Below are 22,752 nucleotides of genomic sequence, written 5' to 3'. Positions count from 1 at the left end.
CAACATTTTGTTAAAAATCAAAATAAATATAGGGTAAACCGCCCCCCGGAGCTAAAATCCAAACCATAAAAATACAAACCGGAACTAACGCCATTTTAACCGGACTACTCAGTTGAACTTTTAACCCCCGTTTCACCAGATACAAAAACGTCATAATCATAACCAAAGCTAACACCAACCAAACCAAATCCGAGCGCCCCATTCCTAACGCTTCACCATAGACCTTATGGGCAAACTGAACATCAGCCCGATGATTAAATAAACGACTAAACACTAAATTCGCTTGTTGAACATTAGGTAAGCGGAAAAACACCCAAGACAGAAACACCATAAACTGGGTAATCATCCAAGCGCAAACCGTACCCGGAATACTTTTCCACCACCGTCCAAACCCCGTAAAAACCTGAGAAACTTGTTCCGTTAGTCGATGAATCACCAACGCTAAACCGTGAATAACACCCCAAATTACATACCCCCAAGCCGCACCATGCCAAATCCCCGCCAAGAACATAATTAAAAACAAATTAATACAGGTGCGCATTAAGCCCTTTCTAGACCCTCCCAAGGGAAAATAGAGATAGTTTCGTAACCAATCCCCTAGGGTCATATGCCACCTCCGCCAAAAGGCTGCGATACTGGTTGTAAAGTAAGGAGAATTAAAGTTTTCCGGCAGTTGAAATCCCAATAACATCGCACTGCCTCGGGCCATATCGACATAGCCACTAAAATCAAAATAAAGTTGTAGACCGTAGCCGATAATCGCTAACCATAAATCCCCACTACCTGCCCGCTCTAAGTTGCCATAGCAGAGGTCTACAAAAATCCCTAAAGAGTCAGCAATTAAGGCCTTTTTTAGAATGCCACAAGCCATGAGCCATAGCCCCTCAGTAAACAGAGAATTGGTTAAGGCTTGGCTTTCTTTCAGTTGGTTATTGAATTGATGAAAGCGGGTAATTGGTCCAGAAATAAGTTTCGGGAAAAAGAGCTTATAACTGGCAAATTGTAAAAAGGAATAACTGGCAGGTGCGCCGCGATAAACATCTACTAAATAGGCAATACATTCAAAGGTAAAAAAGGAGATTCCTAACGGGACAATGAGATTTGTTCTCAGCCAGTTGGAGCTAAATTGAGCTAAGGGTATATTCAAAACATCATCAATAATACCGAAGAGGAAAGGTAGGTATCTAAAAATAATTAAAATCAAGATATTTAAAACAATTCCAATCACGAGCATCTGGGTTGCTCTACTATTCCAGAAACGCTGCATTTCTTCCCATTCTTGATTAGATAGTTGGGAATATTGGGGCTGTAAACAACCTCTAGATCGGGCTTCCATTGCCTTAGCTAACTTATAGTTTAACAGGGCTGCTAAGAGTAGGAAAGGAATATAATAAACCTGTAAGAGAGCATAAAAAAACAGACTGGCAAGGAGTAATAACCACTGTCGCCGTTTTTGAGTGGATTCTGACGGGTCATTGATATCCACTTTGGCGGTGGTAACGTTGCCTTGAGTGTTTAAATTAAAGGCCGGGGTAAATCTGCCATAGTGCCAATACAAAGGCACTAGGAGACACAAAAAGAAGCCATAGAGGGTATCAACAAAACTCATGGATGGGTAATATTAGAGATGTTTCAGCTATCGGGCTTGCTCGTAACTCTGACGAGACATCCGAATAGGTGTGTCGGTATAGTCGGGAGTCCAGCCTTCTGTGGTGCTGAAGTAACGCACCGCTTTAATCCGTTGACGAGGGGTTAAATAGAACCAATGTTCTGTTCCAGCCGGGACATTGATATATTCTTCTCCTTGAATGGTTAACTCCATCTGTTCTCCCGTCGGGGTAACAAAGCCGAAAACCCCCTCTCCTTCGATGATATAGCGCACTTCATCATCGGCGTGGGTGTGGCAGCGTTCAAACTTGGCTAACAAGTCACCTAAATTGGGGATGTCGGGATGGAGAACAATCAAATCTCGGGACTGATACCCCGCTTCTTGTTGTAATTGGGCAAAATAATGGTCTAGGGCGGTTAAAACTTGTTCTTTTTCGCTATCACTCAGGGCTGCTTTTGCTAACAACGTCTGAAGTTCGGGATTATCCCCCACGGGCCAACGGTTAAGATGAATATTAAGGGGGGCCAGTTGAGGGCGAATATCGGTCAGGTCGCTGTAGATGGTACCGTTTTCTAAACGTAAAGTGGCCATAATCTAGCATCCTCCATGAAAAACACCATCTTTCATCCTATCATCGAGATCCCAGAGCGCTCCCTCCTCCACCCATCGGAATAAATCTCCGGGGGGCTAGCTCTTTGGCCTGATGGTCTTGCGATACAATAGAAGATTGCAGCGTCAGGTTTTTAGGAGTAGTGAAGTTGAATTCATCCCCTGTACTGAAAGACCAGAGGCGAGAGAAACAACTTCAAAAGTTGATTCAACGATTGGGGTTAGCCTCGGATGCCCCTGTTAATTATCGTTTACTGGATTTAGCCTTAACTCATCCTAGTGTTAATAAAGTGGCTAATTATGAACAGTTGGAGTTTGTAGGGGATGCGGTGGTTCGTCTGGCGGCTTCAGAGGTGTTGTTAGAAACCTATCCAGATGCACCTGTGGGGGAGTTTACGGCGATTCGGTCGGTGTTGGTAAGCGATCGCGTTTTAGCCGATTTTGCCGAAATGTACGGCTTAGAACGGTATCTCCTAGTCTCCGGGGGGGCGGCTGCCGATCATGGAGGCAAACGCTCCCGTTTAGCGGATGCGTTTGAGGCGGTTCTAGGGGCCCTATATCTCAGTACCCACACCATGACCCTAATTCGGTGTTGGCTCGATTCAGTATTGAAAGATAAGGCCATTGAAGTCCGACAAGATCCCGCTCTCCAGAACTATAAAGATGCCCTACAAGAATGGACCCAAGGACAATATAAACTCTTGCCAGAATACCGGGTACAAGAAACCGGAAAAGGCGGCCATTATACTGAACGCTTCACCGCAGAGGTTTGGTTACAAAATGAGTGTTTAGGTCGGGGTACGGGACACTCTAAAAAAGCGGCGGAACAAGCGGCGGCTAAACAGGCTTTTCTGACCATTGGTCAACCCAAGGAGAATTAACAAATCATGATGATTAAAATAGCCCTCTTAGGGGTGGGACGTTGGGGAAAACATTGGGCGCGAGTCTGTTCTCAACATCCCCAGATTGACTTAGTAGCTGTGGTAGACTCCAATCCAGACAAGTTGGCCGAATGTGGGGCTAATTTACCCCCCCAGGTCATTCAAACCACCGATTGGGCGAGTATTCGCGAACACCCGGATCTCAATGCGGTGTTAGTGGCTACTCCGGCCGCGACTCACTACGCTTTGATTCGGGATGCCTTGACTTTGGGTTATCATGTGTTGGCCGAAAAACCCCTGACTTTAGATCCCGCCGAGTGTCGTCATCTCTGCCAACTGGCTCAGGAAAAACAAGTTCAGTTATTGGTTGACCACACCTATCTCTTTAATCCGGCCGTGGCAGCAGGTCAACGGGCGGTTGAGTCGGGGACATTAGGGGAGTTGCGCTATGGTTACGCCACGCGAACCCATTTAGCCCCTGTCCGTCAAGATGTGGATGCTTTATGGGATTTGGCTATTCATGATCTGGCAATTTTTAGCCATTGGTTAGGGGAGAAACCCCAAACGGTACAAGCGACGGGGCAGGTTTGGTTACAGCCCCAGTTAAAAATGGCGGTTCCGGCGGTTTCGGAGTCCTTGAGGGTGCGGGATTTGGTCTGGGTGACGGTGACTTATCCCAGTGGCTTTCAAGGGGTGATTCATCTCTGTTGGCTCAATCCTGATAAGCAGCGCCGTCTCTGTGTGGTGGGGAGTCAGGGGACGTTGATTTTTGATGAGTTGGCGGGGGATGCACCGTTAACCATCCAACGGGGCTATTTTGAGCAGGTGGGGGGGAATTTTGTCCCCCAAGGGGTGGGGCGAGAGGTGTTGGAGTTGGAAGAATACGAACCTTTGGGCCGGGTGTGCGATCGCTTTGTAGAATCCGTTCTCACTCAAACCTCTTCCCCCCTGTCTTCGGGCTGGGTCGGAATGGAATTAGTCGAAGTCCTAACGGCCTTAACTCGTTCCCTGGCTGAGGGTGGGATTCCCGTTTCCTTATAATACTTCAAGCTCCTTGTAACCCTTGTATACTGTTCCCTGTTCCCTATTCCCCAACTTTGACAAGTTAAGCTTGTGTGCCTTTTGTCAAGTCCCATAAATAGCGTTTAATACATTTGAAAACGCTACATCTTGAGAGACTAGCAACAGACTAGCGATAATTCGTAAACTGTAAGGCGACGGGAAATTCTTCCTGTTTTAACGCTTGAATCACCTCCTGTAAATCATCTTTGGATTTACTAGAAATCCGCACCGCATCCCCTTGAATGGAAGCCTGCACTTTTTTAAAATTATCCCGCACTAATTTACTAATTTTCTTAGCATTCTCTTGACTAATTCCCCGTTTTAGGGTAATTTCTTGTCGAACCCGCCCCCCACTGGCGGACTCAATTTTGCCGTATTCAAAGATTTTTTGGGAAAGATTCCGTTTGGCAGCTTTTTGCCGCAAAATATCGTGAATGGTTTCTAAGGTCATCTCACTATCTGTATTCACGGTAATTGTGGCTTCCCCTAACTCTAGGGTGCTGTTAGTGTTTTTGAGATCATAACGACTTTTAATTTCTCGTAGGGTTTGATCTACAGTGTTGACCATTTCTTGATGATCAAAGTCGCTGACTACATCAAAAGAACTGGTGGATGCCATAACTTAATTTAAAATCGAACGGTTTTCAATGTGTCTAGAAAGTGCTTTTCAGACAGTTTCTAAGGTGTGAGGACATTGTAGCCTAGCCTGCTACTTGTAACAAACTCAGCGCGAATAAAATGCCACTACAAGTTAAGCCCAGCACGAACATTAAGGGGCGAATGAGGGCAAAATCTAGGATATAACAGAGGGAATAGAGGAAACGGACAATTAAAAAGGCGATCGCAGCATATCCCGCGACCCTAGACTCTACCCCCGTCACATAGGCCATCAAAGCGGCTGGAGCATAAATGATTAAGGCCTCAAAAGAATTCTGATGGGCCCAAGTCGCTCGCTTGGCATAGGGGGGGAATTTTTCAAACATCAACCGAGGGGCGCTCATATCATAGCCCAAACGGACTCGATTATACGCCACCACTACATAGGGTAAATACACCAACACCACCGCCCCCAATACAGAGGCTAATAAAATCAATTCAATATTCATACTACAAACCCTATTCGGAACCAATCATCAATTTTCAAGTCTCAACTACCGATTCCCCGTTCCCTTTAGACAGTAGAAACAAGACTAAGCCCAACACTTAGTCCTGTTTTAAGGGGAGTTCACAACACCCCTTAATCAAAGTAAAACAAAGTTACTACTTTTCGTTGTTCTTCTGCTTCCTCACAGGTCTTTAACAGGGTGTGACTATCATGGAAAGCAAAACAAATTAACTGCTGACAGCGAGAAATGATGTCCCGATTACACAGGGCGCTGGCTTCTCCTAAGGACAGATGATCATTATCGGGATTTTCCACTAAATGAATCACCTTTTCTAACTGCTCTCGCGATTCCCGCGTTTGGCGGGCGAGACTTTGGGGCAGAATCACGGTTAACAGATTGGGATCAGCGCGCATCGCCCCCCGAATAGCCGCAAAATTGGTTCCGGTTGCTCCAGAAGTCATCAAACGGTTGCCCGTCAGCACGAGGGCATAACTCATCATCTCAATGAGTTTCTGATGAGTAAGTGGTACATGACGAGTCCCGAGCAAGGCAATCCGCTTAGAACCCGTTTGTTGAATCGTAGCGAGTTCTTGCGCGAGAGTATCGATTTCTTGTATTTCGGTGGATTGATTCAAACGACGTAAATACTAGCTTTAGAAATGACCCTAGGTATTGTAACAAAAGCCGTCCCCTCCCGCGAGGAAATATCCGAAGATTGTCGTGATTCTTAGGAAATTAATAATTCATTATCAATCCTTAAGGGTAAATGGACTGAGCTTCTGGGGGTTCTTTTTGCAGGATGCTGGTTAACAGGGAGGCGGGAGGCTGTTGGTGGGGCCAAGCGAAGGCATGACGGAAGGCGGCATCTTGACAAGCTTGGAGTTGGCGGAAGTCGATAATATCGTGGGTGAGAAGGTTTTCATATTCAAAGGGGAGACGGACGTTATGGAGTCCGGCGTTGTCGGTACAGATGGCAATGTCTACTCCGGCCTCAAAACAACGGTCGAAGACGATTTTTAACTGGGAGAGGTTTTCTAGGGTGCCGGTTTTAAAGTAGGTGGTGGGGCAAACTTCTAAACATTGTTGATTGGCGGCGAGTTGGGGCAGGAGTTCGGGGTATTTTAGGGGGATTTGGATGCCGTGACCAATGCGCATCAGGTAGGGGAGCAGTTGGGGATAACAGCCATCGACGGTTTCATAAAGGTGTCCGGTGGTTTTGAGGCCGTGCGATCGCGCATAATCATATAACCCCACAAACTCATCCAAACGCTCCCGATAATGAGCATCTCCCCCCGCCACATCAATGGCACAAACATACTCAGGATAACTCACCGCTAACTCCACAATGGCTCGATTCACCTCTGAGGGTAAACGGGAGTGCATACAAAGGATTTGGCTGGTAACGATGGGGTAATCTTCCGCTTGAGAGGCCTTCCCCACAATTTCCACAATTTGCGCCATTTGCTCAATCCGCTCCCCTTGGCTGAGGTGTTCCGGGGTGCGCAAGTAGGGAGTATAGCGGAGTTCTAAATAGGCGAGGTTTTCAAAAATATAAGCCCCGCGAATCAAGCGATAGATAAAATAGGGGAGCGCCTGTTCTGTTTGAACCGTCTCCACAAGGGTATGTAATTCTAAATACTCATCAAGGGTATTGCGAGGACGGGTATAAAATTCCTCAAATTCAGGATAGACCGGGAATTTGGCGGCTAAATCCTCGTTGCGTCGTTGGAAATAACGCCACAACACCCGGGGGACCACGGACCCCCCTAAATGACGGTGTAGTTCTGCATAGAGTGCCATAAATCTCCTTGGGGAATGGGGAATGGGGAATGGGGAATAGGGAATGGGGAATAATTATCAATTATTAATTCCCCTACATCCCATTGATCCGTGAGTGACCCTTGACACACTCCCCCCTTCTTATAGATAATGAGAGTTTGTGAAAAGTGTTGAATAGAAAAAAGACCCTTGGCTAACGTTATAGTAATTGGAGCCCAGTGGGGGGACGAAGGCAAAGGTAAGATTACAGACTTGCTGAGTCGTTCAGCAGATGTCGTCGTTCGCTACCAAGGGGGAGCGAACGCGGGACATACTGTAGTCGTACAAGGACAAACCTTCAAACTCCATCTAATTCCTTCCGGCATTTTATACCCAAAAACACAATGTATTATCGGTTCGGGGACAGTAATTGACCCCAAAGTGCTGATCCAAGAAATCGATCAACTTGCCGAGTTAGGAGTTTCCACAGAGAAGTTATATATTTCCCAGACGGCTCATGTGACGATGCCCTATCATCGCCTCATTGATGAAGCTGTGGAAAATCAACGGGGCGAGCATAAGATTGGGACAACCAAACGGGGAATCGGCCCCACCTATGCCGATAAGTCTGAACGGGTAGGGATTCGCATGATGACCTTAGTCAATCCCGACGAGTTGCGCAGTCAAGTCACTTGGGCAGTGCAGTATAAAAATGCCATCCTCGAAAAACTCTATGATCTCCCTCCCCTTGATCCCCAAGCCGTGGTAGAGGAGTATCTGGCCTATGGGGAACGTTTGCGCCCCCATGTGGTGGATAGTTCCCTGAAAATTGATGAAGCGGTGCGAAATCGCCAGAATATCCTGTTTGAAGGAGCGCAGGGGACACTGTTAGATTTGGATCACGGGACTTATCCCTATGTGACCTCTTCTAATCCCATTGCGGGGGGAGCCTGTGTAGGGGCAGGTGTCGGTCCGACGATTATTGACCGGGTGATTGGGGTAGCGAAAGCTTACACCACCCGCGTGGGTGAGGGGCCATTCCCCACGGAGTTAAAAGAGGAAGTGGGGAAAATTTTAGGCGATCGCGGCGCAGAATTCGGCACCACCACCGGGCGGCCCCGTCGTTGTGGTTGGTTTGATGCCGTCATTGGTCGCTATGCCGTACGCATCAACGGGTTAGACTGTTTAGCCATCACGAAACTGGATGTCCTCGATGGTCTAGAGGAAATTAAAGTCTGTGTGGCCTACGAAATTGACGGCGAAACCTGTCGGGATTTCCCCAGCAGTTCTAAGCGTTTTGCTCGGTGTCAGCCCATCTACAAAACCATGCCCGGGTGGAAAGAATCCACAGCCGACTGTCGCACCTTGGAAGACTTACCCCAAGCTGCCCTGAATTACCTCAAATTCCTCGCCGAATTGATGGAAGTTCCCATTGCCATTGTGTCCTTGGGAGCCAGTCGGGATCAAACGATTATTGTCGAAGATCCCATTCACGGTCCCAAACGTGCCTTACTTGAAGTGTAACGGCTAGCGTTCGGGGTCAGGCAGGGGGTTTACCTTAACCCATTGCCCTTGATTTCACTCATCAACCCTTATATATCCAGAACACACTATGTCCGCACCAACAATTGAATGTAAAACTAGACCCGAAGGCAGCAAACCCAATGCGTTACGGCGTGAGGGTCTTCTCCCAGCGAATCTCTATGGTCATAATGTCCCCGAGTCTCTATCTTTAGTGGTAGATGCCAAAGACGCAGAAATCCTGCTGAGAACGGCTGTGGTGAATAAAACCGTCGTCGAGGTGAATGTTCCTGAGCAGTCTTGGCAAGGCAGCGCCCTGATTCGGGAAGTGCAAGCCCATCCGTGGAAAAGGAATATTTATCATGTGAGCTTCTTTGCCGTTGACCCCGCGAAGTTGGAAAACGCCTAGATTAATGGACACCTTCTAAACGTTTTAGGAGGTGTCCAGTCCAGTGAGATGGTGAAATCATGAACCCTAATCCTGAGTCAGAACGGGAGCAAGAACCGGATCTCAGTCTAGAACGAGACATCCTATCGGGCCGCAAATTTTCCTTAGCCGATGTGATTGGTCGGGAAGGAGGGGCATTCTTAAAGGGCGAGTCCCCCGTTCCTCCTTTGGTTCAAGCCAAAGCCGAACTCAATCAATTTATTGCCCAGAACTTACCGGACTCCTCGGGGGCATTACAAGCGGTTTTACAGAGTTGGGTTCAGAATGATTTGCGAGTGAGTCAAAACCTAGAGCAGCCCTTGATAGCACTGCGGGACATTTTAAGTGCGATCGCCTCCAACTCAGAAATCCTCTACGAACTGGTGCGACAAGTCGATGCAAAATGGGGTCAAATCTATGGAGAAACCCCCCACTTCCAACAACCCGGACAACCGCCCCACCCCGACGATGAATACACCCACACCTCCGTTCAGAACCAACTTGTCCAACTCCTAGAACAAGTCAATCAAGCCCTCTAGTCCAGATAGGGCTTGCTGAATAACTCGGGGAGCAGGGGAGCAGGAGAGCAGGGGAGTCGGGAATAATTGTCAATTATCAATTCCCTTGTTGAGTCCAGCGTTGGGCTTTTTCAGCAGACCCCAGACAGTCGAAACAGAACCCGGTTGCTCTTCTGCTGCCCCACTTAGGGGAAAAACAGAACAGCCAACCGGGTAGCTTGCGGAGACAGAGAGAATCTACAGAGAACGATCCTCAATCACCTTATCAATCAGACCGTACTCCTTCGCCTCCTCGGGAGACATAAAGAAATCCCGATCTGTATCCTTTTCGATTTTCTCAATCGGTTGTCCGGTATGACCCGCCATAATCTCATTGAGTTGTCGCTTAATCCGTAGGATTTCCTTCGCCTCAATCTCAATATCCGTCGCCTGACGACGACCTTGGATGCCACCGAGAGGCTGGTGAATCATAATCCGAGAATGGGGAAGCGCCAACCGTTTCCCCTTCGTCCCCGACGACAACAAGAAAGCTCCCATCGAAGCCGCCAGACCCACACAAATCGTCACCACCTCTGACTTAATGTGCTGAATCGTGTCATAAATAGCCAATCCCGCCGTAACAGACCCTCCCGGGGAATTGATATAGAGATAAATCGGCTTGCCGGAATCTTCCGAATCCAAGTACAGCATAATGGCAATCACTTGATTCGCCAGTCCGTCATTAATTCCCCGACCGATGAAAATAATGCGTTCTCGATAGAGACGGTCGTAAATGTTAATCCAGTCAGAATAGGGCTGACCGGGCATTTGATAAGGAACTCTGGGAACACCAATAGGCATGATTAAATTTCGGGAATAAAAAAGAACAAAAAAACTAAGGAGTCGCCGGAATAGGAGTCGGCAGTTGGCTACTGCTTTCTAATACTTTATCGATGATCCCATATTCTTGGGCTTGAAACGGAGTCATATAGAGCATTCGGTCAGTATCCCGCTCCAATCGTTCCAGAGGTTGACCCGTCGTTTTGGCAAAGATTTCCAGCATAGCCTTTTTATTCGCCAATACTTCTTTCGCCCGAATTTGAATATCCGAGGCCTGGCCTTGAGTCCCCTGACGAGGTTGGTGGAGGATAATCGTAGAGTGGGGCAAACTCGCACGACAGCCTTTCGTGCCAGCAGCCAGAATCATAGCAGCCGTCCCCATTGCCTGACCGATACAAATGGTATGGATAGGAGGCTTGATATAGTTCATGGTGTCGCAGATGGCAAAGGCTTCCGTTTCAAAGCCGATCGCCTCTCCCCCATACCAAGAAGTCCCGGTAGAGTTGATATACATATAAATCGGCTTATCGGGATCATCAAATTGCAAAAACAAGAGTTGAGCAATGATTAACTCCGTCACATCCAGCCCCATTTGTTCTTTATACTCATCCGGTGAAACGAGGGGCAATCCCAGATAAACAATGCGCTCTTTGAGCAACAACGAGGGCAAGTCAGGGGGTGGGGTTCTATAGTATGCGTCTCCTCGGTAGGGAGCTTGTACAGCCTGAATAGGTGAATCCATAGTGTTCTTTAGGGCGCTCTGATACGAGGTCTAGTTTGCGCTGGATTTGAGTTTGCCTGTTGTTCAGACAAAAAGCACAATTCCAGATTGATTTTAACGCTTTCATGACGGTTTCGGGGAGGCTGAGGAGGGGGAAAGGGCAAAAATGCTGATTTTTTCTGGGTATTTTCTGGGGTTTTCTCCGTTGGGGTCGGTAGAACATCAGGCGCAATGGCTTGATAAGTTGAGAAAAAACAGGGGTATGCTTAAGATGTTTCCTAGGGTTCAATAAATGTCTTGATTTAGTTTCTATCTGGTTCAGAGAGAGGAAAATAGGGGATAATCTACCCCACTCTTGGAGCAAAGAAACAACAAGACATTACCCACAAGTCCCTTTTTTTGATGAGGAGTTTCTTATGTTAGCGGCATCTTACCTATCCCAACTGAAACAGAAAACCCTGGCCTTAACCGTCAGCACTACTGCACTCCTAGCGACTTGGGGCGGGGCTGTCTCGGCGGCAGAAGTGATTAATTTTAAGTACAATGCCCTAGAAATTTCCGTACCGACTCGGGCGTTGGTGGATTTTGTGGAGACGGGAGATTTAGAACCGGAAGTGCAGTCTTTTTTAGAACGGGAAGTGGGAACGGATTTCCCCAGTATTTTACGGCAAATTTTGGGGACGGAAATTCGGGTGAGTTCCAATTTTGTCCGCGATACTCTGGGCAGTTCTTTAGGTGAATTTGCCTTACTACAAATTGATAAGGCAATTAATCAAGGGACGTTGGACACTAATGTTGCGGCTTTACGGGAGGCGATTCGGGAGTCTGTAGAAGCCAATGGCATGATTTCCCTGATTGATGTGATTGAACGCTATCCGATGCAAAGCGTGAATCTGGATTTAACGGGGTTACAGGTGGTTTATGACCGGGTAAGCCGCTTTTTAGAGGATATTGAGCCTGCACTGCGGACGGCTCGTCAGTTTTTGCAGGAGATGATTTGTGATTGTGAACCCGGTTCGATGCTACCCGGTGAGGGGGCAACTTTGGCGGTGAGTCCTAGTGGTGAGAATTGTGTGAGTGATACAACTTTAATAGTGACAGAACGGGCAAAGGCTCTAACTCAAGATTCGGCAGTTGTTGCAGAGTAGGGGCTTAGGTCTTACCTTTTTAGTTGTTTTGTTCTCAGTTCAGGTCATTTTTTAAGGATTATGGATTCTCAAGCAGGAAAATTAGCCCGGGGATTGAGCCATCCGGTACAAAAGGCGCTCCGTTGGGGCGGAATGTGCGCGGTTGGGGTGGGGAGTAGCCTGTTGGTGGCACAAGCTCCCACTCCGGCGGCGGAACGGGTGATTATTACCTACGGACCCCTTCGGCAGTCGGTATTGGTGGAAGATTTGGAGCGGTTTGTGGAGACGGGGGAAATGTCGTCCTCGGTGCGTTTTTTGGTCAATTTGTCAGGACAGGAGCCTGAGAATGTTCGGCAGGTGTTGGATTATAAGGTGGGGGTGAATTTCCTGTTTTTACATAATGTGTTGAATACGTTGCCCGGTGAGTATCTGCTGTTTGAGACGGGCAATTTTATTCATACCAAGTCCCGCCGCGCTAATATCCAATCGTTACGAGCGGCTTTGGTATTGTCGGCTCGTGAAAATAATGAGATCAGTATTTTGGAGTTTTTGCAGAATTACCCTACCCAAGATATGTACATTGATGGGGTGGCGGTGACTCGTTTTTCTCGCCAAGTGAGTCGTTTTGTGGATCAGTTTCGCGGGTTTGTAGAATTACCGATTGCCATTATTCAGGACTTTTTAGGCGGTTTTTTGTGTGATTGTGATTGATGGATGAGGGAATCCCCGCTTCAGCTAGTTGAGGTTGGGCGGGGGTTTTGCGGTGGAGTTGGGGGTGACAGTGAACAGTCATTAGTAATCAGTAATCCATTTTCCCTTCCCTATTCCCCCCTATTCCCTGACCTTGACAAGGGGACATTCATGCTGAATTTGTCACTCATGGTCAATCGGCAATGGATTACTGTTCACTGTTGAGTGGGGGGTTAGGGAGTGCTTTCGGGTGGGTTGGAGAGGCTACCGTTGCCGACGGGTAGGGTACAACAGTTAACATCGTCTAGACAGACTTTCCCCCACTGCAACGCCCAACGGACTAGGGCTACTCGGTTATCGGTGGCGGTTTTGGTTAGGATGTTGCTGATGTGGTTGTCTACGGTGCGTTTGCTGATTTCTAATCTTTGGGCGATTTCGTAGTTGGTCAGGCCGCTGGCCACTAGCTCGACAATCTGAAGTTCGCGGTCTGACAGGGCAACGGGTGTGGATGCTTTTTCCTCAGACATATTTTTAAGTTCTACCTTAGTTATTATTACTTATCTTTAATTCTAAAAGATTGTTTCCCGGTGGATCCGGAGAATCTTGGTTTTCCTTGGCTCATTCACGGGTTAGGATAAGGGCAAAATTTATTTATGGGCCTGTTAAGGGTGGGTTGAGGGACGATATGAGCAATCCTCGTGTAATTTGTCTTGGGGAAGTTTTAGTGGATTATTTGGCGGATCAGGTGGGGGTGTCGGCTGAGGGGGTGGAGTCTTGGACTCGGTTTCTGGGGGGAGCTCCGGCTAATGTGGCTTGTGGTTTGGTGAAGTTGGGAACTCCGGCGGCGTTGGTGGGATGTGTGGGGCGTGATGAGGGGGGGGATTGGTGGCGGGGGGTGTGTGAAGAGGTGGGGGTGGATAGTCGGGGGATTCAGGTTCACCCGACGGCTCCGACTCGTTCGGTGTATGTGTTGCGATCGCCTTCGGGAGAGCGAGAGTTTACAGGCTTTGGGGGACTGGCTCCCGATGCTTTTGCTGATGCCTATTTGGAGGCGAATCTCTTACCGACGGCGTTGTTTGCTGAGGCGGAATATTTGGTCTTAGGAACGCTAGAGTTAGCCTATCCCCAAACGCGCTCGGCTATTTTCCACGCGCTGGAGTTGGCCAATGAGTATCATTTGAAGGTTTTTCTGGATATAAACTGGCGGCCGATGTTTTGGCCTGAACCGGATAGCGCTCGCGATCGCATTGCTCAACTCTGGAATTGGGTAGATTTTGTCAAGCTCTCCCAAGAGGAGGCGCAATGGTTATTTAATACGATGGATGCAGGTGCGATCGCCCATCAGTTGAATTCCGTTGAAGGTGTGGTTGTCACCGGAGGCGGTAGTGATCCCATCCGTTACTGTTTAAATGATCATGAAGGCCGTCTCACCCCCTTTCAAGTCGCCGTAGAAGACACCACAGGGGCTGGGGATGGCTTTGTGGCTGGATTGCTCCACCAACTGGTTCAACAGGGCTTACAGGCCTTAAATCGCCCCGAATCCGTGGGCGAAATCATTACCTATGCGGCTGCTGTGGGAGCCTTGGTGACAACCCAACGGGGCGCACTCTCCGGGCAACCGACTGATTCACAAGTGCGAGAGTTTTTAGAGATCCAGGATTAAACCTGATCACTGTTTCCTGTTGCCTGAATCATTTGCTCAAAAGAAAAATCTGTGCGACAAAGAACAGAAGGGTGCCAGAAAATAACAGGTCTTTTGGGATGATGGCAACATGAGACAACAGCAATGGGGATGGCTGGCTTTACTGGGGTGTGTTCTCAGTAACACAACGGTACAAGCCAGCACAATGGGGTATCTACCGCCCCAAGCTCCCCTAAACCCACAAGGGATGGAACTCGCTTCTCCTCCCCCCCTGAGTGAAATTACCCCCGTGTTTCAACTGCGGGATGTTGCCCCAACGGATTGGGCAAGAGAAGCGTTACAAAACTTAATGGAGCGTTATAACTGCTTGCAAGGATACCCCGATAACACATTTCGGGGAGAACGCCCCCTGACTCGTTATGAGTTTGCCGCCAGTCTTGCGGCTTGTTTCAGTCAACTTCCCACCCTGCAAGGGGAAGATTTACTGACAGTGGAACGATTGCGTCAGGAATTTGTAGAAGAATTGGAGGATGTAGCCACTTTTATCCATACCCTAGAAGGGCGTTTAAGGACTCTAGAAGACCAGTCTTTCTCTACAACGGTCATATTTGGGGGTCAGGTGGTGTTCGCTCTGTCTGGGGCGACGGGAGGGCGACCACCGGGACGGGGAGAAACGGGGATTCTATTCACCCACCAAACCCAGTTAGCTCTAGCGACTTCGTTTCAGGGCAAAGATCGTTTATTACTGGGGTTAGGGACAGGGAATTTTAATGATTTTGGTTTTGCCAATCCCAAGGCTTTAAACAGTTATATGGCCTTGCTGAATAGTCAAAGTGGAGCCAGAGATCAATGGTCCCTCGATACCTTGGAATATCGCCGTGTTGTGTTCAAAGATCGGATGGTTTTAACCTTGAAACCTGTGGGGTTTAGTTTGGGGGATGTGTTAACTCCTAATACTCCCCATCGGGGGGCAGGAGATGGGGCGGTTTCGAGGTTTGGGGCGCAAAATCCTTTGTTTCAATTGGGGGCGCTCAACAGTGGAGTTGGGTTAGACTGGTTAGTTAGTGATCAGGTGCGTCTACAAACGGCTTATGGTACGCGCAACAGCGCAGAGGGTGGTTTTTTTAACGGGAGTCACAGCGCGTTAGGGGTGCAGGTGTTGGTAGCACCAGGCGATCGCACTGTTGCCGGACTCGCTTATGTCAATGCCTACAGCCAAGATGGTCGTCTGGACACTTTTACGGGAAGTTTTAATGCAGATACCTCGGGGACTTTTTTGGAACCCGCCCAAATTCATGGCCTCGGGGCTACACTACAAACCTATCTTACCGATAACATCATTTTGGGGGCATGGGGGGGGATCACTTATACTCGTTCTCTCGTTTCCCCAGCCTTTGCCCTCAGTGCTACGGGAACCCTTTCTTTCGGCATTGAAGACCCTTTCGGCAAAACGGGGGACTATTGGGGTATTGTCGCCGGAATCCCCCCTAAACTTTTGGTAGGAGGGAATATTGAACGACGAGATCGGGGAACTTCTTTCCACCTCGAAACGTTCTATCGCTGGAGAATTAGCGATCGCCTTTCCATCAGTCCGGGAGTCTTCTTGGTGACCGATCCCGGTCATATTTCCAACAATAACACCTTCTGGATCGGCACAGTCCGGGCTAATTTTCAATTTTAACCCCCCAACTGCCTAATCCTTACATCGAACTTTGTCCCGTGAGGGTTGACTCTAAAATCAATCCCCTAAAAATCGCTTATTTTTCCTTGTTTACCCTTTAACACTCATGTTTAAAAAACATTTTCCTTTCCGCTATAGTCTCTTAGGATTAATCCTAGTCTTAATCCTTAGTCTATTGCCCCTAACAACCTTCTCCCAACCCATCACTCAAGCCACCATTGCCGAAATTCTAGACAGTGATCAAGTCTTTATTCAAAATCAAAAAGTTAGCCTGAATAGTATCGCTGAACAAGGTCAACAGATCCGCACAGAGCAAGCCCGGGCAGGCTTAAAATTCATCAATAATGCCGTCATTCGTATCGGAAACAACTCTTCCTTTATCGTCGGTAGTCACTGCATCCAATTAGAACGGGGTCAACTATTAATTTCAGGCAATCAACGGGGCTGTATTGGCTCAATTGTAGCCGTTACCCGAGGCACAATATATGTCCTTGAAATTGACGAAGAAACCGGAGAAGGAACAATTCAAGTCTTGGAGGGTGCCGTAGAAGTTAGCGATCCAGAAGATCCGGAAATAGAACCTAAAACCATCGAAGCAGGCTATAAAATTCAAGTTTTACCTAGTGGTCTTTTAGGGATTATCGAACAGCTGACAACAGGTGACTTAACTCGCCTTCTACAAGGGCAATTATTCCAAGGATTCCGTATTCCTATCCCCAATCTGAATAACATCATCAAACCTCCCTCCGTCCCTCGTTCCCCCAGATTGCCTAGATTCCCCTTTCCTTTCCGTTAAGCCATTTCCATCCCCAATTTTTCGCTGATCATGACTAAAACCATACCCAAACTAGGTTATATTTTACTGGGGTTCATCTTCGCGTTAACCCTGAGTCTACTGCCGATTAAAACTTTCTCACAACCGATTAATCAAGCCAGAATTGTTGAGATTTTAGATAGTGATCAAGTCTTTATACAAAACCAGAGAGTCCGCGTCAATGCTGTAGCGCGTCAAGGTCAACAAATCCGTACCGGACAAGCAAGAGCTAGCTTGAGATTTGATAATAATGCAGTCCTCCGTCTCGGTCGTAATTCATCCTTTATCGTAGGCAGTCGTTGCGTTCAATTACAACGGGGACAAGTGGTTGTATCCGGTAATGCTCAAGGTTGTGTAGGATCAGTGGTTGCTGTTACACGGGGAACTATTTATGTGATGGAAATTGACGAAGAAACCGAAGAAAGTATGATTCAAGTATTAGAAGGAGTAATCGAAGTTTTTGAGAGTGAACAGGACACCGATGATCCAGATTACAAAGAGGGGCAAATCCTTGAAGCTGGCAATCAAATTAGAGTGTTTTCTGATGGAATTTTAGGTCAAATTGAACGAATTCGTTCTAATCAATTAACTAATTTATTACAAGGGCAACTATTCCGAGGATTCCGCATTCCTTTACCCAATTTTGAAAATATCATTCGCCCTCTATCTGGGAGGGGATTTACTCCCAACTTTATCCGTCAAGCAATTAACGGAATTAGTAACCCATTAGGTCATTTATCCAACCGTCGAACTCCCAGCCGTTTTACCCCCAATTTACCTCTAACGGATACAGAATTTCTCTCAGAAATTGGCAATGATGCCACCCTGATTACAGGTTCATTTACTGTCAACGAATATGGGACGAGTATCGGGAATCAACTATTCCGAGATAGCGGCACATTTCAGGATGATAGTGGTAAGATTAACGTGACCATTACCACAGAACGGGGAAATCAACCCACACGAGTTAATCTTTCTTCACCCATTGAAATTAACGGCACAGTCATCAGTCCCAATGCCACGCAAACCGGAGCTTTAATTAATGGAATTCCCGCTCAAAATGTGACGTTTGGTCTAAGTGGCAATGATGCCATTCTGACAGTCATCGGACAAGATGGACAAGTGTTTCAAGTGCGAGTTTTTGGGGTGAATAACCAACAACCCCAAGGGGGGGATCGATTGCCCGGAGCTTTTATTTTAGGCCCTCTTCCTGACCGTTAATCTCCTTTAATCTGGTTAAACTAGAGTTAGAGCGACTAAGAGACATAGACCCTTTAAACTGAGCAAAATTCAGCCGAAAAAACCCTTGATGAACCACTAAGCTTATGTTTTCCCGATTTCGTTTTCCCTCACTTTTATTCCTAGGGGTGGCAACTTGTCTAGTCATCCTGTTTTTAGCTGTCCCGAAAATTCCGGGGATGGCGCAAAATATTACTCAAGCGACCATTGTAGAAATTTTAGATAGCGATCGCGTTTTTATTCAAGACCGCATTGCTAGAGTCAACACCACCGCTCAACTCGGTCAACAAGTCCGCACCGAACAGGCCCGAGCAGGGTTACGATTCAATAATCAGGCCATGATCCGCTTAGGTCGCAATGCCTCCTTTATTGTGGGGAGTCGTTGCGTCCAACTGCGACGAGGCCAGGCCGTTGTTTCTGGAGGAGTGCGGGGGTGTGTAGGCTCCATTGTGGCCGTTACCCGGGGAACACTCTACACCCTCGAAGTCGATGAGCAGCAACAGGGACAAGTGCGCGTCTTACAAGGGGAAGTAGATTTATTTAACGTCGAAAATCCCGATCTCCCTCCTGTGCGTGTGAGAGCATGGCAAAAGGTGGGAGTTACCCCCAGTGGCACCCTAACGGACATAGAAATGATTACCCCTCGGGAATTAGGTCAACTGCTCACTGGTCCGATGTTTGAGGGGTTTGATGTGCCGCTTCCCATGACCGATAATCGGGATACTGTAGCGCGTCCTCCTGCTTCCACCACTCCCCCCTCTGGCAGTTCTGATCTCATTTCCAGAGTGTGTCAAAATGTCGTAGAGACGTACAAACGCAATTTACAGAACATCTTAGCCCAGAGTTGGAATCCTCCCCGTCCCCCCAGTCGTGGCATTTGGGTGACGCGCTTAAGCTATGATCTCCATCGGGATGGTCGAGTGAGCAATATTCAAGTGTTGGAGTCCAGTGGTTTTGCTCCTTTGGATCAATCGGCGATCGCTCATGTCCAAACCCTACAAAACCAGTTTAGACCCTTTCCCGAATGTTATACAAGGGACACAATGGCCATCACCCATCGGTTTCAATTGCGTTATCATTAACGGCTTCTCTCCCTCTCTTGGGGGATAGGTTGCTAAGTCCGACACGCCCTATAATGGGGTGATCAAATCACCCTGATTTAACTATGGCTAAAGTGACCTTAAACGGCGTTCTCCTTGCAGAAAGCAATAACTGTGAAGTAGTCGAGGGAAATTATTATTTCCCCCCAGATGCTCTAAAAACTGAATATTTTAGTGATAGTAATACCCACACGATTTGTTCTTGGAAAGGACAAGCCAGTTATTACAATATCACCGTAGGCGATAAAACCATCAAGGATGCCGCTTGGTATTATCCCCAAACCAAAGAAAAGGCAAAACATATTGAGGGATATGTCGCCTTTTATAAAAACAAAGTGCAAGTCGAGTCCTAATTTGATATAGCCATCCTCAACAGATTGGGGTAGGGGTAATTCATGAATTACCCCTAGTAAATTTCCCATAAAATGACTATCCGTAGGTTGGGTGCAGCAACAGCGAAACCCAACAACTCACTACCATCCGTAGGTTGGGTGCAGCAACAGCGAAACCCAACAACTCACTACCATCCGTAGGTTGGGTGTAGCGACAGCGAAACCCAACAACTCACCACCATCCGTAGGTTGGGTGCAGCGACAGCGAAACCCAACAACTCACCACCATCCGTAGGTTGGGTGCAGCAACAACGAAACCCAACAACTCACCACCAATTATATTTCAAAAAAAACTTCTATCATCTAATAGTTTTTTCTTCTATTATCGAAACTCCTATGAAGCAAAAAATCATTAAATCAATCAGTTTTTTAACTATTGTATTCGGCTCAATCGTGGCTCAAGTTTCACCCACTCAAGCGGCTGTGGGAGCATCAGCCTATGTTTATGACCCACCGAGTAATATTCGACAAGTTCCCAATGGTAATGTTATTTGTCAGGTCAGACAGCGAAAAGAAATTTTCCTATTAGCCCGAGCATTTTATCAAGGTCGTTTTAACGGCTGGTATCTTACGGATGCTTGTAGTCCTGCTGATAAACCCGGTACAGTTTGGGGTGTAATTCATGGGTCACAATTTAGAATAACTCAACGATATTCTAATCTTTTGTTAGTGGATTCTATCCCGTTTATAAACTGTGCAAGCAAGCCTTCTAATGTACCAGAAAATTGTTTATCTGACTGGAGGATAAACCGTTAATCAATTGATTTATCCCATCCAGCATTTCAACAATTGTCAATTTTTGACCTGTTGAAATAGATGGAGTCCCCGTCCGTTTATGGCGGGGCGGATGTCAACAAGTTAGGTTGCCGGAGAACTCCTGCATCAAGACTTCTACAAATACCGGGATAGACTCAACCTAAACCCAGGTAATATTTCTTCACCTGATAACTCCGTGGGTAAATCCTGCACCTCCACCTCTTTCCCCAAGCGATAAATTTCTACTTGTTGCTGTTGAGGGTTAATTAACCATGCTAATTGCACCTCTGCGTCCATATATTCTTGCATTTTACTATGAAGCATTTTTAGATCATCGGTTGCTGACCTTAATTCAATCACAAAATCCGGTGCAATGGGAGGAAATTTCTGCCGTTGTTCGGGGGTTAATGCGCTGTAACGTTCTTGGCGAATCCATGCCACATCGGGGGAACGATTGGCACCATTGGGCAATGTAAATACAGTGGAGGAACTAAACGTATAGCCTAGGTTAGTTTGTCGATTCCAGATTCCCAAATCAATAATTAAATCGGCTTCTCTATTTCCGCTATCCCCTCCAACGGGTGGCATAATAATTAATTCTCCTCTTGCAGTACGTTCAAAGTTCAAATCACTATTATTTTTACATAACTGATAAAACTGTTCATCACTCAGGTGAACTTGGTCTAAATTTAATATTAAGGCAGTGATAGTCTGAGGCATAGTTAAAATAGTGCTGATTATGATCAATGTTGAATATTAGTAAATAATTGACAAAAAAGCTTCTATTATGGTAGAATGAGGGATCAATTTTTTTTGAATAAGTAATTGTAATTTTATCTAACTTTCCTAAAATTGTCAAAAACCTTATCAATCTATGACTCCCCCTTACTGGCAAGAAGCAACCGAATATCTAAGCCATAGAGATCCGGTCATGTCTAGTTTAATTGCCGCTTATCCTGATGAAGTTCTCACGAATCTTAATAATCCTTTCCATACCTTAACCAGAGCAGTAGTCGGACAGCAAATCTCCATAAAAGCGGCTGATAAAATCTGGGAAAGACTGACCGTTAAACTGCCAATTATAAAACCAGATATTTTTTTAAGTTTAACGGAACCTGAATTACGAGAAATTGGACTCTCTCGACAAAAGATTAGTTATATCACGAATATTGCTCAGTCCTTTGAACAAGGAATTTTAAGGCCTAGTCAATGGGAAACCATGACCGATGAAGCGATTATTAAACAACTGAAAAAAATTAAGGGGATTGGTCAATGGACAGCCGAAATGTTTCTGATTTTTCACCTGCACCGTTCTGATATATTGCCTTTAGCTGATTTAGGCCTAATTAATGCTATAGAGCGTCATTATGGGGGAAGCAGCAAGGCAGAAATTCAGGAGTTGTCCTTCCGTTGGAAACCCTATCGAACTGTTGCCACTTGGTATCTTTGGCGTAGTCTTGACCCTGTTGTGGTTCAATATTAGTTTTTGCGCTCCCCTCTCCCCTGCCCCCCGGCTAACGGACTTGTTTCCTAGGTTAGGCTAACGCCAACAGCAAGCCCTAGGGAATCCCTCTCAAAAAATGTCCCTGTTCCTCCGGATGTCTAAATTCCTGAGCTAATCAAAACGGGATATGTCAAAATGATTAGGGCAATTTGGTTGACGAATAAAGAATCATGCAGGATGAAATCTGGTTTCTTAAGCCTTGGGTTTGGATGGACTACCGTTTAGCGGTTTTATTTGCGGTGTTTGTCCCCTTGGGGTTATTGATTTGGTCTTTGGTGAGGCGTTCTGAGGCCATTACTCGTCTGTTGGTGATTTATTGGCGGGTGGCGAGTCTGTTGATGATTACGGTGTATTTGATGATTCCTGCTTGGTCGATTGCCTATGTGACTGGATTTATGGCGCGGATTTTAATTCCTATTGCGCTCTGGTTTTGGGTGGATATTAATGACGAAATCGAGGATATGCCGGGGAGTCGGTTTAAACTGTGGGTGACGGGTTGGCGTTGGGCGATGACGGTCTATTGTACTCTCGGCGCACTGGTTTCCATTCCTACGCTGTCCTGTGCTTTTTCTCGGGTGGCGTTTCAACAGGAGTTTTGCCAAGTGTGGCTAGAAGCTCCGTTACTCTATAAAAGTTGGTTTCATCGCAATACAGACCCGGGGATTTTAGGCTTTTTCGGGGTGGTGGCTTTGGTGGTGTATGGCCTCTATTTGGGGTATTTTTTGGTTGTTCGTCTGGCTCGTCAAGGTCGCATAGCGATTGAACAGTAGAGGAGG

The 22,752-nt window shown here is 46.8% G+C and carries 26 protein-coding genes; 16 read left to right on the top strand and 10 right to left on the bottom strand.

All coding sequences use genetic code 11. The annotated features are described in order from the left end of the window. Window positions 1–10 precede the first annotated feature (10 nt). Both K4A83_RS08415 and K4A83_RS08410 read right to left on the bottom strand, forming a co-directional pair. A complete protein-coding gene (locus tag K4A83_RS08415; protein ID WP_265264039.1) occupies window positions 11–1,609 on the bottom strand; it encodes an MBOAT family O-acyltransferase in 1,599 nt (532 codons plus the stop codon). A gap of 27 nt (window positions 1,610–1,636) precedes the next feature. Further along, window positions 1,637–2,200 (bottom strand): 1,2-dihydroxy-3-keto-5-methylthiopentene dioxygenase, encoded by a 564-nt coding sequence (locus K4A83_RS08410; RefSeq protein ID WP_265264038.1) that lies wholly within the window; start codon window positions 2,198–2,200, stop codon window positions 1,637–1,639. 167 nt (window positions 2,201–2,367) lie between these two features. On the opposite strand from K4A83_RS08410, the gene rnc reads away from it, so the two are divergent. Beyond that, complete coding sequence (rnc, locus tag K4A83_RS08405) at window positions 2,368–3,099, top strand: ribonuclease III (RefSeq protein WP_265264036.1); 732 nt, start codon at window positions 2,368–2,370, stop codon at window positions 3,097–3,099. 6 nt (window positions 3,100–3,105) lie between these two features. Beyond that, a complete protein-coding gene (locus K4A83_RS08400; RefSeq protein WP_265264035.1) occupies window positions 3,106–4,140 on the top strand; it encodes a Gfo/Idh/MocA family protein in 1,035 nt (344 codons plus the stop codon). A gap of 148 nt (window positions 4,141–4,288) precedes the next feature. Here K4A83_RS08400 and K4A83_RS08395 read toward each other — a convergent pair whose 3' ends face one another. The 4 genes from K4A83_RS08395 to K4A83_RS08380 form a co-directional block, all read right to left on the bottom strand. After that, window positions 4,289–4,780: a YajQ family cyclic di-GMP-binding protein gene (locus K4A83_RS08395; protein ID WP_265264034.1), complete on the bottom strand. Its 492-nt coding sequence runs from the start codon at window positions 4,778–4,780 to the stop codon at window positions 4,289–4,291. An 82-nt stretch (window positions 4,781–4,862) separates the two neighbouring features. Next, a complete protein-coding gene (locus K4A83_RS08390; protein ID WP_265264032.1) occupies window positions 4,863–5,267 on the bottom strand; it encodes an MAPEG family protein in 405 nt (134 codons plus the stop codon). Window positions 5,268–5,398: 131 nt separating this feature from the next. Then, window positions 5,399–5,902, bottom strand: coding sequence for a hypothetical protein (locus K4A83_RS08385; protein WP_017304293.1), 504 nt, complete (start codon window positions 5,900–5,902; stop codon window positions 5,399–5,401). A gap of 121 nt (window positions 5,903–6,023) precedes the next feature. Then, window positions 6,024–7,067 (bottom strand): adenosine deaminase, encoded by a 1,044-nt coding sequence (locus K4A83_RS08380; protein ID WP_265264031.1) that lies wholly within the window; start codon window positions 7,065–7,067, stop codon window positions 6,024–6,026. A gap of 168 nt (window positions 7,068–7,235) precedes the next feature. On the opposite strand from K4A83_RS08380, the gene K4A83_RS08375 reads away from it, so the two are divergent. The 3 genes from K4A83_RS08375 to K4A83_RS08365 all read left to right on the top strand — a co-directional run bounded on the left by K4A83_RS08375 (window position 7,236) and on the right by K4A83_RS08365 (window position 9,512). Then, window positions 7,236–8,549: an adenylosuccinate synthase gene (locus K4A83_RS08375; protein WP_265264030.1), complete on the top strand. Its 1,314-nt coding sequence runs from the start codon at window positions 7,236–7,238 to the stop codon at window positions 8,547–8,549. Window positions 8,550–8,637: 88 nt separating this feature from the next. Further along, window positions 8,638–8,955 carry a 50S ribosomal protein L25 gene (gene rplY, locus K4A83_RS08370; RefSeq protein ID WP_265264029.1) on the top strand — a complete coding sequence of 106 codons (318 nt, stop codon included), beginning with the start codon at window positions 8,638–8,640 and terminating at the stop codon, window positions 8,953–8,955. A 59-nt stretch (window positions 8,956–9,014) separates the two neighbouring features. Further along, on the top strand, window positions 9,015–9,512 hold the full coding sequence (locus K4A83_RS08365) for a hypothetical protein (RefSeq protein WP_265264028.1): 498 nt from the start codon (window positions 9,015–9,017) through the stop codon (window positions 9,510–9,512). A 216-nt stretch (window positions 9,513–9,728) separates the two neighbouring features. Here K4A83_RS08365 and K4A83_RS08360 read toward each other — a convergent pair whose 3' ends face one another. Together K4A83_RS08360 and K4A83_RS08355 are read right to left on the bottom strand one after the other, a co-directional pair. Next, entirely contained in the window at window positions 9,729–10,331 is a 603-nt protein-coding gene (locus K4A83_RS08360) for an ATP-dependent Clp protease proteolytic subunit (protein WP_407809948.1), read from the bottom strand. A gap of 34 nt (window positions 10,332–10,365) precedes the next feature. Further along, window positions 10,366–11,052 carry an ATP-dependent Clp protease proteolytic subunit gene (locus K4A83_RS08355; protein ID WP_265264027.1) on the bottom strand — a complete coding sequence of 229 codons (687 nt, stop codon included), beginning with the start codon at window positions 11,050–11,052 and terminating at the stop codon, window positions 10,366–10,368. Window positions 11,053–11,447: 395 nt separating this feature from the next. Here K4A83_RS08355 and K4A83_RS08350 point away from each other — a divergent pair, with 395 nt between their 5' ends. Both K4A83_RS08350 and K4A83_RS08345 read left to right on the top strand, forming a co-directional pair. Further along, window positions 11,448–12,179, top strand: coding sequence for an alpha/beta hydrolase (locus K4A83_RS08350; RefSeq protein WP_265264026.1), 732 nt, complete (start codon window positions 11,448–11,450; stop codon window positions 12,177–12,179). A gap of 60 nt (window positions 12,180–12,239) precedes the next feature. Further along, window positions 12,240–12,869, top strand: a complete 630-nt coding sequence (locus K4A83_RS08345) for an alpha/beta hydrolase (protein WP_265264024.1) — start codon at window positions 12,240–12,242, stop codon at window positions 12,867–12,869. 212 nt (window positions 12,870–13,081) lie between these two features. On the opposite strand, the gene pedR is transcribed toward K4A83_RS08345, so the two are convergent. Further along, the gene (gene pedR / locus K4A83_RS08340; protein ID WP_265264022.1) at window positions 13,082–13,375 is read right to left on the bottom strand and encodes a photosynthetic electron transport-dependent transcriptional regulator PedR; all 294 of its coding nucleotides are present in this window, start codon (window positions 13,373–13,375) and stop codon (window positions 13,082–13,084) included. 158 nt (window positions 13,376–13,533) lie between these two features. Here pedR and K4A83_RS08335 point away from each other — a divergent pair, with 158 nt between their 5' ends. The 7 genes from K4A83_RS08335 to K4A83_RS08305 all read left to right on the top strand — a co-directional run bounded on the left by K4A83_RS08335 (window position 13,534) and on the right by K4A83_RS08305 (window position 20,472). Continuing rightward, on the top strand, window positions 13,534–14,511 hold the full coding sequence (locus tag K4A83_RS08335) for a carbohydrate kinase family protein (RefSeq protein WP_265264021.1): 978 nt from the start codon (window positions 13,534–13,536) through the stop codon (window positions 14,509–14,511). 109 nt (window positions 14,512–14,620) lie between these two features. Beyond that, the gene (locus tag K4A83_RS08330) at window positions 14,621–16,171 is read left to right on the top strand and encodes an iron uptake porin (RefSeq protein ID WP_265264020.1); all 1,551 of its coding nucleotides are present in this window, start codon (window positions 14,621–14,623) and stop codon (window positions 16,169–16,171) included. 106 nt (window positions 16,172–16,277) lie between these two features. Beyond that, a complete protein-coding gene (locus K4A83_RS08325) occupies window positions 16,278–16,967 on the top strand; it encodes a hypothetical protein (protein WP_265264019.1) in 690 nt (229 codons plus the stop codon). A 30-nt stretch (window positions 16,968–16,997) separates the two neighbouring features. Further along, on the top strand, window positions 16,998–18,206 hold the full coding sequence (locus tag K4A83_RS08320; RefSeq protein WP_265264018.1) for a FecR family protein: 1,209 nt from the start codon (window positions 16,998–17,000) through the stop codon (window positions 18,204–18,206). A 104-nt stretch (window positions 18,207–18,310) separates the two neighbouring features. After that, window positions 18,311–19,306 (top strand): TonB family protein, encoded by a 996-nt coding sequence (locus K4A83_RS08315; protein ID WP_265264017.1) that lies wholly within the window; start codon window positions 18,311–18,313, stop codon window positions 19,304–19,306. 83 nt (window positions 19,307–19,389) lie between these two features. After that, window positions 19,390–19,677: a DUF427 domain-containing protein gene (locus K4A83_RS08310; protein WP_265264016.1), complete on the top strand. Its 288-nt coding sequence runs from the start codon at window positions 19,390–19,392 to the stop codon at window positions 19,675–19,677. A gap of 279 nt (window positions 19,678–19,956) precedes the next feature. Beyond that, the gene (locus K4A83_RS08305; RefSeq protein ID WP_265264014.1) at window positions 19,957–20,472 is read left to right on the top strand and encodes a hypothetical protein; all 516 of its coding nucleotides are present in this window, start codon (window positions 19,957–19,959) and stop codon (window positions 20,470–20,472) included. Window positions 20,473–20,607: 135 nt separating this feature from the next. Here the strand turns inward: K4A83_RS08305 and K4A83_RS08300 are convergent, their stop codons facing one another. Then, window positions 20,608–21,192 (bottom strand): Uma2 family endonuclease, encoded by a 585-nt coding sequence (locus K4A83_RS08300; RefSeq protein ID WP_265264013.1) that lies wholly within the window; start codon window positions 21,190–21,192, stop codon window positions 20,608–20,610. A 154-nt stretch (window positions 21,193–21,346) separates the two neighbouring features. On the opposite strand from K4A83_RS08300, the gene K4A83_RS08295 reads away from it, so the two are divergent. Both K4A83_RS08295 and K4A83_RS08290 read left to right on the top strand, forming a co-directional pair. Next, window positions 21,347–21,955: a DNA-3-methyladenine glycosylase family protein gene (locus K4A83_RS08295; protein WP_265264012.1), complete on the top strand. Its 609-nt coding sequence runs from the start codon at window positions 21,347–21,349 to the stop codon at window positions 21,953–21,955. A 191-nt stretch (window positions 21,956–22,146) separates the two neighbouring features. After that, window positions 22,147–22,746: a DUF3177 family protein gene (locus K4A83_RS08290; RefSeq protein ID WP_265264011.1), complete on the top strand. Its 600-nt coding sequence runs from the start codon at window positions 22,147–22,149 to the stop codon at window positions 22,744–22,746. Window positions 22,747–22,752 lie beyond the last annotated feature (6 nt).

The organism is Spirulina subsalsa FACHB-351 (assembly GCF_026130165.1).
Taxonomy (GTDB): Bacteria; Cyanobacteriota; Cyanobacteriia; order Cyanobacteriales; family Spirulinaceae; genus Spirulina_A; species Spirulina_A subsalsa_A.
This window is presented reverse-complemented; position numbering and strand designations above follow the sequence as displayed.

What these genes read in the sequence shown, in the direction of transcription:
- K4A83_RS08325 (WP_265264019.1), top strand. Translation starts at nt 16,278, where the DNA reads ATGTTTAAAAAACATTTTCCTTTCCGCTATAGTCTCTTAGGATTAATC.
- K4A83_RS08300 (WP_265264013.1), bottom strand. Translation starts at nt 21,192, where the DNA reads ATGCCTCAGACTATCACTGCCTTAATATTAAATTTAGACCAAGTTCAC.
- K4A83_RS08410 (WP_265264038.1), bottom strand. Translation starts at nt 2,200, where the DNA reads ATGGCCACTTTACGTTTAGAAAACGGTACCATCTACAGCGACCTGACC.
- K4A83_RS08320 (WP_265264018.1), top strand. Translation starts at nt 16,998, where the DNA reads ATGACTAAAACCATACCCAAACTAGGTTATATTTTACTGGGGTTCATC.
- K4A83_RS08400 (WP_265264035.1), top strand. Translation starts at nt 3,106, where the DNA reads ATGATGATTAAAATAGCCCTCTTAGGGGTGGGACGTTGGGGAAAACAT.
- K4A83_RS08415 (WP_265264039.1), bottom strand. Translation starts at nt 1,609, where the DNA reads ATGAGTTTTGTTGATACCCTCTATGGCTTCTTTTTGTGTCTCCTAGTG.
- K4A83_RS08360 (WP_407809948.1), bottom strand. Translation starts at nt 10,331, where the DNA reads ATGCCTATTGGTGTTCCCAGAGTTCCTTATCAAATGCCCGGTCAGCCC.
- K4A83_RS08335 (WP_265264021.1), top strand. Translation starts at nt 13,534, where the DNA reads ATGAGCAATCCTCGTGTAATTTGTCTTGGGGAAGTTTTAGTGGATTAT.
- K4A83_RS08330 (WP_265264020.1), top strand. Translation starts at nt 14,621, where the DNA reads ATGAGACAACAGCAATGGGGATGGCTGGCTTTACTGGGGTGTGTTCTC.
- K4A83_RS08390 (WP_265264032.1), bottom strand. Translation starts at nt 5,267, where the DNA reads ATGAATATTGAATTGATTTTATTAGCCTCTGTATTGGGGGCGGTGGTG.
- rplY (WP_265264029.1), top strand. Translation starts at nt 8,638, where the DNA reads ATGTCCGCACCAACAATTGAATGTAAAACTAGACCCGAAGGCAGCAAA.
- K4A83_RS08365 (WP_265264028.1), top strand. Translation starts at nt 9,015, where the DNA reads ATGAACCCTAATCCTGAGTCAGAACGGGAGCAAGAACCGGATCTCAGT.
- K4A83_RS08355 (WP_265264027.1), bottom strand. Translation starts at nt 11,052, where the DNA reads ATGGATTCACCTATTCAGGCTGTACAAGCTCCCTACCGAGGAGACGCA.
- K4A83_RS08395 (WP_265264034.1), bottom strand. Translation starts at nt 4,780, where the DNA reads ATGGCATCCACCAGTTCTTTTGATGTAGTCAGCGACTTTGATCATCAA.
- K4A83_RS08295 (WP_265264012.1), top strand. Translation starts at nt 21,347, where the DNA reads ATGACTCCCCCTTACTGGCAAGAAGCAACCGAATATCTAAGCCATAGA.
- K4A83_RS08350 (WP_265264026.1), top strand. Translation starts at nt 11,448, where the DNA reads ATGTTAGCGGCATCTTACCTATCCCAACTGAAACAGAAAACCCTGGCC.
- K4A83_RS08380 (WP_265264031.1), bottom strand. Translation starts at nt 7,067, where the DNA reads ATGGCACTCTATGCAGAACTACACCGTCATTTAGGGGGGTCCGTGGTC.
- K4A83_RS08310 (WP_265264016.1), top strand. Translation starts at nt 19,390, where the DNA reads ATGGCTAAAGTGACCTTAAACGGCGTTCTCCTTGCAGAAAGCAATAAC.
- K4A83_RS08315 (WP_265264017.1), top strand. Translation starts at nt 18,311, where the DNA reads ATGTTTTCCCGATTTCGTTTTCCCTCACTTTTATTCCTAGGGGTGGCA.
- pedR (WP_265264022.1), bottom strand. Translation starts at nt 13,375, where the DNA reads ATGTCTGAGGAAAAAGCATCCACACCCGTTGCCCTGTCAGACCGCGAA.
- K4A83_RS08345 (WP_265264024.1), top strand. Translation starts at nt 12,240, where the DNA reads ATGGATTCTCAAGCAGGAAAATTAGCCCGGGGATTGAGCCATCCGGTA.
- K4A83_RS08290 (WP_265264011.1), top strand. Translation starts at nt 22,147, where the DNA reads ATGCAGGATGAAATCTGGTTTCTTAAGCCTTGGGTTTGGATGGACTAC.